At 38.2% G+C, this 1986-nt stretch carries 3 protein-coding genes; 1 reads left to right on the top strand and 2 read right to left on the bottom strand.

Going from position 1 to position 1986, the window contains the following annotated elements:
• The coding region (locus AC1DRF_RS24935) for an aminotransferase class I/II-fold pyridoxal phosphate-dependent enzyme (RefSeq protein ID WP_477741961.1) at nt 1-532 on the bottom strand (532 nt) is incomplete at its 3' end.
• 469 nt (nt 533-1001) lie between these two features.
• Here AC1DRF_RS24935 and AC1DRF_RS24930 point away from each other — a divergent pair.
• Nucleotides 1002-1178 carry a hypothetical protein gene (locus tag AC1DRF_RS24930; RefSeq protein WP_477741960.1) on the top strand — a complete coding sequence of 59 codons (177 nt, stop codon included), beginning with the start codon at nt 1002-1004 and terminating at the stop codon, nt 1176-1178.
• 40 nt (nt 1179-1218) lie between these two features.
• Here AC1DRF_RS24930 and AC1DRF_RS24925 read toward each other — a convergent pair.
• A partial coding sequence (locus tag AC1DRF_RS24925; RefSeq protein WP_477741959.1) for a sulfite exporter TauE/SafE family protein occupies nt 1219-1986 on the bottom strand: 768 nt, incomplete at its 5' end.

Here is a 1986-nt window from a genome sequence, read left to right as displayed (position 1 = left end):
CTGTAGGATTTTGAAAATCAGGAATCGTATAAATAAATTTAGCCTGTGGATTTTCCTGAAGCTTTTTCTCTAGCTCTTCCATAATCATTCCGTCTTCGTCCATGTCTACTTCTACAAACGTCGCATTGTAGGATTTAAATACGTTAATGGCTGCTAGGTACGTTGGGCTTTCACAGATTACCACGTCTCCGTCATTAAGAAACAGTCTTCCGGTCAGATCGATTGCCTGCTGAGATCCGGACGTAATTAAAATGTTCGAAACCGTGGACTCAATGCCGATGTCCTGCATTCGTTTAGAAATTGCTTCTCGTAAAGGGATATACCCCTCTGTTGTACTATATTGAAGCGAAGCGGCTCCGTCTTCATTTAATACGGCGCGGCACGCATCGTTCATTGCTTCAACGGGAAATAGCTCCGGCGCTGGAAGTCCTCCTGCAAACGAAATGACTTCTGGTCGTTCCGTTACTTTTAAGATTTCACGCGTTTCAGAGGATTTTACAAGACTAGTTCGTTGGGCAAATTTATCTTTCATTGATGATCATTCCTTTTCTAGATTTTAAACTTTTAATAACGAGTTAATTATTCGAATAGTCAGAAAAATTAAAACAAAAGCCCTCCCTATGAGCTCAGGCTTCTTTTAAGCCTTGGAAGATGCCTTTTTAATAGACAACCAGCATCTGCTTGCTCTCTGACTCTTCATTTCTTCTTGATGTCACATTCTCCTTTCCGTACATATTTTTCTTATTCACTATTTGTAATACAAATCAAAGGTCGTACGATAAATATGGCCTTGTATTTAATGTATGTTAAAAAGGATAACATAAAAATCAAATAAATAAACAATAAATTCTATAAATTCTTAATTTTTTATGCAAATATATTTATCTTAGTAAACTATTTTGTAAGATTCCTTCCCTTTTCATTGACCTACCGTGCAAAACCCTTTATAATCCTTATTAACTCGATAAGATTTAAAGGTTTTAGTACAGGAGTGATGAAAAGTGAAATGGCTTCATTTGCTGTTTAATGAACGATGCCCTAAATGCAAGCAAGTGTTAAATACATCAAAATCCAATGCGCTTCGCTCTACTGTTGTAAAAGTATGTCCGTCGAACCACTATCAAAAAGAATTTCACCCTGCGCTTGAAGCGTTTGTGGAAAGTCATGAACTGCTATAAAAAAAGCTAAAGCTATGGGAWCCCATAGCTTTAGCTTTTTTTATAGCAGCCCCCACCAAATCTTAATTGCCGTTGTTAAAATTAAACCGGCAAGGATCCACTGAAGCACTTTTGTATTCATTTTCTGCCCCGCTTTTGCACCGATTGGAGAGGCAATCAGGCTTGCCGCCACTAAAATAAGTGCAGGTATAAATGGGATTTGATGCGTTATCAGCTTTCCAACCGTCGAACCAATGGAAGAAATAAAGGTAACGGCTAGTGAAGTTGCGATGGTAATTCGAGTTGGGATTTTAAGCACCACGAGCATCACAGGAACTAAAATAAAGGCTCCTCCTGCTCCTAACACGCCTGCTACGGCTCCGATAAGCAGTGATAAAATAGAAGCTAACCCTTTATTGAATTGAAGTTCTCCTTCTTTTATCTCATCTAAATTTTTCTTTGGAATAAACATCATAACAACCGCAATAAGAGCTAAAACTCCATATACAACATTTAATCCTTGTTCATTCATATAATGTGAGCTGTAGCTTCCAAGCATGCTGCCGATTAGAATATTGCTGCCCATATATAAAATTAATGATTTGTTTAAAAATCCGCTTTTTCGATACGCCCATACGCCGCCTATTGTCGCAAAGAACACTTGAACAGCTCCTGCACCTGAGACTTGATGAGCCGTTAATGCTCCTACTCCTACTAATGGAGGAATATATAACAGCATCGGATAATTAATAACAGACCCGCCAATACCGACCATACCGGAAATAAACGACCCAATAAATCCAATAAGAAAAAGCGTGATGATAAATGT

The organism is Priestia sp. P5_B4 (assembly GCF_056400385.1).
This window is presented reverse-complemented; position numbering and strand designations above follow the sequence as displayed.